Origin of the sequence: Collinsella sp. TM09-10AT, assembly GCF_003436275.1 — a bacterium.
Lineage (GTDB): Bacteria > Actinomycetota > Coriobacteriia > Coriobacteriales > Coriobacteriaceae > Collinsella.
In genome coordinates this window covers 44,426-51,073 of record NZ_QSOP01000016.1, presented here as the reverse complement: position 1 = coordinate 51,073, position 6,648 = coordinate 44,426, and the positions used below count along the sequence as shown (strand labels likewise).

The 6,648-nt window shown below is 61.0% G+C and carries 4 protein-coding genes; 1 reads left to right on the top strand and 3 read right to left on the bottom strand.

Features of this window, described 5'->3' with window-relative positions:
* Positions 1-93 precede the first annotated feature (93 nt).
* Both DXD77_RS07560 and DXD77_RS07555 read right to left on the bottom strand, forming a co-directional pair.
* Positions 94-2,622 carry a phosphoketolase gene (locus tag DXD77_RS07560; RefSeq protein WP_117648337.1) on the bottom strand — a complete coding sequence of 843 codons (2,529 nt, stop codon included), beginning with the start codon at positions 2,620-2,622 and terminating at the stop codon, positions 94-96.
* Positions 2,623-2,826: 204 nt separating this feature from the next.
* Positions 2,827-3,855, bottom strand: a complete 1,029-nt coding sequence (locus DXD77_RS07555) for a LacI family DNA-binding transcriptional regulator (protein WP_089573627.1) — start codon at positions 3,853-3,855, stop codon at positions 2,827-2,829.
* 183 nt (positions 3,856-4,038) lie between these two features.
* Between DXD77_RS07555 and murB the strand changes: the two genes are divergently transcribed.
* On the top strand, positions 4,039-5,001 hold the full coding sequence (gene murB, locus DXD77_RS07550; protein ID WP_117648336.1) for a UDP-N-acetylmuramate dehydrogenase: 963 nt from the start codon (positions 4,039-4,041) through the stop codon (positions 4,999-5,001).
* A gap of 223 nt (positions 5,002-5,224) precedes the next feature.
* Here the strand turns inward: murB and DXD77_RS07545 are convergent, their stop codons facing one another.
* Positions 5,225-6,430 (bottom strand): hypothetical protein, encoded by a 1,206-nt coding sequence (locus DXD77_RS07545; RefSeq protein WP_117648335.1) that lies wholly within the window; start codon positions 6,428-6,430, stop codon positions 5,225-5,227.
* Positions 6,431-6,648: the final 218 nt, after the last annotated feature.

Here is a 6,648-nt window from a genome sequence, read left to right as displayed (position 1 = left end):
GGCCTTGCTCCGGGAAGTTCGCGAAGCCCACTTCCCGGAGCAAGGCCACCCCGCCGGGCAAGGCCCCAGCGCGAGACCGTCCCGGATGCCCACTTACTCGTTGTCGCCCGCGGTCATCTGCGTTGCGGAAAGCGCGCCGTCGGCAGCAGTTGCAGCTGCAGCGTCGGGCCAGACCCAGTCGGTAAAGGCCGGGTGATCGTAGCCCTCATCGCACGCGAACTCGAAGGCCTCGGTGCGGAATGCCTCCCACTTATCAATCTGCTCGGCAAACTTATCGGCGTCGACCAGGCGCAGCACGTCGGCGGCCAAAGCCCAACGGTCCATGTTGTTCAGGCGCAGCATGTCGAACGGCGTTGTCGTGGAGCCTTTCTCCTCGTAGCCGTGGACGCGGAAGGCATCGTGGCCGGGGCGGTTCCAGATCAGGCGGCGAATCGTGCCGGCATAGGCGTGGAACGCGAAGAGGACGGGCTTCTCGCCGCAGCCGAACAGCTCAGCCCAGCGCTCGTCGCTGAGAGCCTGGTCGTTCTCGCAGACGTTCTGGATCTTGAGCAGATCGACCACGTTGACGAACCATACCTTGATGCCCAGCTCGCGCAGCATGTCGGTTGCAGCCAGAGCCTCAAGCGTCGGCACGTCGCCGCAGGTGGCGACCACGACATCGGCCTCGGCGAGCGAATCGGCGGTCGATGCCCACTCCCAGGTCGCAACGCCCTCGGCGAGCTCCGCCTTGGCCTCGTCGACCGTCTGGAAGGTCGGAGCAGGCTGCTTGCCGCAGAAGATGGCGTTGACGCAGTCGGTGGACTGGTAGACGCGCTCGGCAACGGCAAGGGCCATGTTGGCGTCGGCCGGATAGTAGGCATTCACGATGTGCGTGTCGTTGGCCTTGTTGAGCAGCAGGTCGATAAAGCCGGGGTCCTGATGCGAGAAGCCGTTGTGGTCCTGACGCCAGACGTGGCTCGACAGCAAAATGTTAAGGCCGCTGATGGGGGCACGCCACGGAATCTCGCGCTTGGTAGCCTCGAGCCACTTGCAGTGCTGGTTGACCATGGAGTCGACCACATGGACAAAGCTCTCGTAGGAGCTCCACACGCCGGAACGGCCGGTGAGCACGTAGGCCTCGAGGAAGCCCTCGCATTGGTGCTCGGACAGCTGCTCGACGACCTTACCGGAGCCTGCCAGCAGCTCGTCGTTGGCCTCGTCCTCGTAGAAGCCGGCGTCCCACTGCTTCTTGGTCACCTTGTAGGCAGCCTGCAGACGGTTGGACGCGGTCTCGTCGGGACCAAAGATGCGGAAGTCATCCATGTTCTTGGCCAGAACGTCGGCAGTGTACTCACCAAAGACGCGGGCGGCCTCGGTGGAGCCCCAGCCATGACCCTTAGTTGCGACGGGGACCTCGTAGGCATGAATATCGGGCAGCTCGAGCTCGCGACGCACCTTACCGCCGTTCGCGTTGGGGTTGGCGCCGATGCGCAACTCGCCGGTCGGCATAAAGGCCGTCACCTCGGGGCGCACCTGGCCCTCGGGCGTAAAGAGCTCCTCGGGCTTGTAGGAGCGCAGCCACTCGCGCAGCACGCGGAAGTGCTCGTGGGTGTCCTTGGCACTCGCCAGCGGCACCTGATGCGCGCGCCAGGAGTCCTCGGTCTTCTTGCCGTCGATCTGCTTGGGGCAGGTCCAGCCCTTGGGCGTGCGGAACACAATCATGGGGTAGGCCGGGCGGACCACGGTCTCGCCTGCGGCGGCCTGGGCCTGCGCGGTTGCCTTGATGTCACAGATCTCATCGAAGACCTGCTCAAACAGGGCAGCGAAACGCGCATGAATGCTTGCGTGGCTCTCGTCGTCAAAGCCGGCGACAAAGAAGTGCGGCTTATAGCCCATGCCCTCAAAGAACTTGGTGAGCTCTTCGTCGGACACGCGGGCGAGGATGGTGGGGTTGGCGATCTTGTAGCCGTTGAGGTGCAGGATCGGCAAAACGATACCGTCGGTTGCCGGGTTCACGAGCTTGTTGGATTGCCAAGAGGTCGCGAGCGGGCCGGTCTCGGACTCGCCGTCGCCCACCACGGCCACGGCCAACAGGCTCGGGTTGTCCATGACGGCACCGTAAGCGTGGCTGAGCGTGTAGCCAAGCTCGCCGCCCTCGTGGATGGAACCGGGCGTCTCGGGCGCAAAGTGGCTCGGGATGCCGCCGGGATAAGAGAACTGGCGGAAGAACTTCTGCAGGCCGGCCTCGTCATTGGTGATGTCGGGGCGAATCTCGCGGTAGGTGCCGTCGAGCAGCGACTGAGCAGTACCGGCGGGGCCACCGTGACCAGGGCCCATCAAGAAGATAGCATTCTGGTTGTGGTCGGCGATCAGTCGATTGACGTGGCCGAACAGGAAGTTGATGCCGGGCGTGGTGCCCCAGTGGCCAACCAGGCGGTGCTTAACGTCCGGACGACCGAAGTCGCGCACCTCACCGGTTTTCTCGTCGACAAAGTCGGAGCGCATCAGCGGGTTAGAACGAAGGTAGATCTGACCGACGGACAGATAGTTCGATGCGCGCCAATACAGGTCGACGCCCTCGAGCTCGGAAGCCGGCACCTCGTGGCCCAGCTTTTGCCACGGCGTCCCCAGTGTTTTAGCCATTGTTTATGTCCCTTCGCTGTGCGGTCACCCTCCAATACGGCAACCTTTCGTTGGGACCAGTATATTTGCTAAAACGTTTTATCATGGTGAAAAAACGTTTTACCACCCTTATCAATCCCATCGATTAGCAAAACGCGACATTCACCTGCGGCGTTGATTGTCACAGGTGCTCCACATTCGGTCTCTGCAAATTGGTAAACGTGTTTAGTTGTGTTTAGTAAGCTCGAGCACGCTGTCCTTAACGATAAGCTCCGGCTCCAGAACGACCTCTTCGGCACGCCTGCCGCCCCTACCGGCAAGACGCTTGGACATGCAGCCAAAAGCATGCTCCGCAAGGACACCAGGGTCCTGCTCAATCGCGGTCAGCGCCGGCTCAAAGAGAACGTCGGCCGCCGAGTTGTCATAGCTCACCACCGAGATATCGCCCGGGATGCTCTTCCCCATCTCGTGCAAGCGCTTAAGCAAACCGAGGGCAATGTTATCCGAGCTTGCGAACACGGCGGTGGCGTCAGTTGCGAGTACCGCCTCCGAGGCCTCGTATGCGCTCGGAATGTAGTACTCACTCTCAAACTCCAAACGCGCGTCGATTGGCAGGCCAACCTCGCGCAGCGCGCGCTCATAGCCGGCAAGTCGTTTGCGACCCGTATTGGAACGGCGCGCGTTAACCAGACAGGCGATGCGGCGATGACCCTGCTCAATTAGATACCGCGTGGCCATGTAGCCACCCATCTCGTGGTCGAACATCACCTTGTCGCACTCGAGTCCTTCAATGGCACGATCGACCATCACGGCAGGGATGGGTAGATGGCTGACCTCTTCGCGCAGGGCGCGGTCGTCGGAGAACTCGTCACCCACCACCAAAAAGACACCGTCGACGCCGCGCGTCACCAGCTGACGCAGCAGCTCAAGATCGTCGTCGGCACTTCCGCCCGAGCTGGTAATAAAGAGCGCATAGCCGTCCTCGCGGCAGCGCTTTTCCAAGCTGCCGGCAAGCGAGGCAAAAAAGCGGCTCTCGATGTTAGGGACGATAAGGCCTAGCGTGCGCGACTCGCGCATGACCAGGCTACGCGCAATCTGGTTGGGAACATAGTGGTTGCGCGCCGCGACCTCCTTGATGAGCTTGCGGTTTTCTTCTGAGATGCGACAGGGCCGATTATTGAGCACAAGCGAGACCGACGAGGGGGAAAGCCCCACCTCCTGGGCGATCTGCTTGAGGGTGACTTTGTTGGCCATCTCGCTCCTTCCGGGTTTACGCGCAATCTCTTGAAAGTATAGCGACTACCCCTCTACCTCGGTGATAAACACTTTACCAATCCGGTAGACGGCTGTTTTATCGCCGCAAGCGCACCAAATTCGTCCGGGTGGGGTATATTGCAATCGATTGATGACGACGACCACCAAAAGGCGGATATTCGTATGCACGAGAACGACTTTTTTAACGAGGACCTGCTGTGCGCGCTTGCTGGCGTTGCCGGCGAGGACAACGTACTGATGAGCGAGCCCATGCGCGAGCACACCACGTTTAAGATCGGCGGCCCGGCCGACGTCTTTGTCACGCCCGATACCGAGCAGGGCCTCGTCGCCACGCTCGATACCTGTTATCGCTGCGATTTGCCCCTCACCATCGTGGGCAACGGCTCCGACTTGCTCGTCGGCGACAAGGGCATCCGCGGCGTTGTCGTGGCGCTGGGCAAGGGCCTCTCCGACATTACGGTCGACGGCACGCACGTCACGGCGGCAGCCGGCGCCTTGCTTTCCGATGTCGCTGCGACGGCAGCCGAGGCCGGCCTCACCGGCATGGAGCCCATCTCGGGTATCCCCGGATCGGTCGGCGGCGCCTGCTACATGAACGCCGGTGCCTACGGTGCCTGCATGGCCGATGTGCTGGAGTCCGTGCGCGTCTACAAACCCGCTCGCCAGCTCGACGATGGCACCCGCGGCAGCGGCAACATCATCGAGTTCGATGTCGACGAACTCAACCTGGGCTATCGCAAGAGCCGCATCGCCGACGACGGCTTCATCGTACTTTCGGCCACTTTCAATCTCGCCCCGGGCAACGCCGCGATGATTAAGGCCGACATGGACGACTACCGCCAGCGCCGCGAGGACAAGCAGCCGCTCGACATGCCGAGTGCTGGCTCCACTTTCAAGCGCCCCGAGGGTTACTTTGCCGGCAAACTCATCATGGATGCCGGCCTGCGAGGACACGCCGTTGGCGGCGCGCAGGTGAGCGAGAAGCACTGCGGCTTCATCGTCAACGCCGACCACGCCACCGCCGCCGACGTCGACGAACTCATCCGCCACATCCAAACAACCGTCAAAGACCAATTCAACGTAGACCTCGAACCCGAAGTCAACCGAGTAGGCGAATTCCTCTAAACAAAGAAGGTCCCGAAAGGGGCCTTCGCCATCTTTATATCAGACAACCAGTCCGGTGAGTCGCGCTCAGGACCCGAGAGGGCCGCGTGCCCGCCCGCAATATATTTGATTGATCGCGAGTTCCGCACGCAAAGAAGGCCACTTAATGTGGCCTTCGTCTTGCGCAGGACTGCCCGAGCAGGCAATCAAATATATTGCGGGCGGGCACGCGGCCCAGTCGGCTTTACGACAACGCAATACCGCCGAGCCAGCCCCAGCGCACGCCAGAGCCAGTACCGTAGAACCGAATAAACGCATCAAGTGACTTAGACGTAATGGCGCCCTCGTTGCTCATAACGATGCCGCCACCAACATAGATGCCCACGTGTCCGTACAGCAGGCCCGGCGTACCGGTACCACTGTGCGACGAGTCGGCCACGATCATGCCCACCTGCAGCGCCGAACGATCGGAGCTGTAGCACCAGGCGTTAAACATGTCGCACGCGTTGCCGCCAAAGTAGCCCACGCCGGCGTTGCGGAATACGTTGGTAACCCAAGCGGCGCACCAGTTCAGGCCAGGCGAAGGGGTGGAGTAGCATGCGTTGACGACGGCCTGCTGCTTGCCCGAGCCGGCATTCTGTTGCGGAGTTCCGGGCGCATACGATCCGCCACCCGAGCTTGAACCACCCGAGTAGGAATTGTTCTTGTTTGCGGCAGCCGCGGCAGCGGCAGCCTTCCTGGCAGCCTCCTCTGCCTGGGCGGCAGCGAGAATCTCGGAATCACGCTGGGCCATGAGTTCCTTGACATCGTCGGAGAGGCCGTTCAGAACCGTCTGGACCTCCTGCTGCTTGGCCTGCATGTCCTGCATCTGAGCAGTCTGCTGGTCCTTGAGCTTCTCCAGGTCGGCCTTCTGCGACTCGAGCTCGGACTTCTGTGTATCGAGTTCTTTCTGGATGGTCTGGATGTCCTCAATGGCGTCGCGGTCGCTCTTGTTGATCTTCTCGACGTAATGCGCGTTGGCGACGAGCTCCTCAAACGAGCCCGAAGCCAGTAGCAGCGACAGGATATTGGTACCGCCCGACTTGTAGCTTGCCGCCACGCGGTCGGAAAGGTCGTTACGCTTCTTCTTGAGCTCCGACTTCTTGGTGTCGATCTGAGCCTGCGTCTCGTCGATCTGACCCTGAACGCCCTCGATATCGCTGAGGGTCTGGGCATTCTTGTTGGCGAGCGTCGCGTACTCATTGGCGATGCTGTCGAGCTGAGCCTGGACCTCGTCGAGCTGGGCCTGGGCGGCATTCAGTTTGTCGGTGGTTTCTTGGCTGGCCTCAGCCGCATGGGCGCGGGCGGGCAGGCCAAAAAGAACAGCCGCGGAAGCGGCGCCGAAAAGAGCCTTAAGGGCAGTGCGGCGCGAGAGCTCCTGCGTAAAGATGGAATCGTTGTTCGGTGACATATGTACTCCGTTACATGTTTATTTATATGTCGCTCAACTCAAACATATTAACGCACATCGCGCTTGTCCCAACTATTTCCACGAACGGCTGGAAAAGCATGGTCAGCGGCTCGCAAATACGTCCCACACCAAAGGTAAGGATTATGCAAATAACACCCTATGAGTACGTTAACATCAATCCTCTGGTTTTCCTGCCCCGCGTGTTTTGGGCGCCCCCA

Coding starts and splice junctions, on each gene's coding strand:
- DXD77_RS07560 (WP_117648337.1), bottom strand. CDS start 2,622: ATGGCTAAAACACTGGGGACGCCGTGGCAAAAGCTGGGCCACGAGGTG.
- DXD77_RS07555 (WP_089573627.1), bottom strand. CDS start 3,855: ATGGCCAACAAAGTCACCCTCAAGCAGATCGCCCAGGAGGTGGGGCTT.
- murB (WP_117648336.1), top strand. CDS start 4,039: ATGCACGAGAACGACTTTTTTAACGAGGACCTGCTGTGCGCGCTTGCT.
- DXD77_RS07545 (WP_117648335.1), bottom strand. CDS start 6,430: ATGTCACCGAACAACGATTCCATCTTTACGCAGGAGCTCTCGCGCCGC.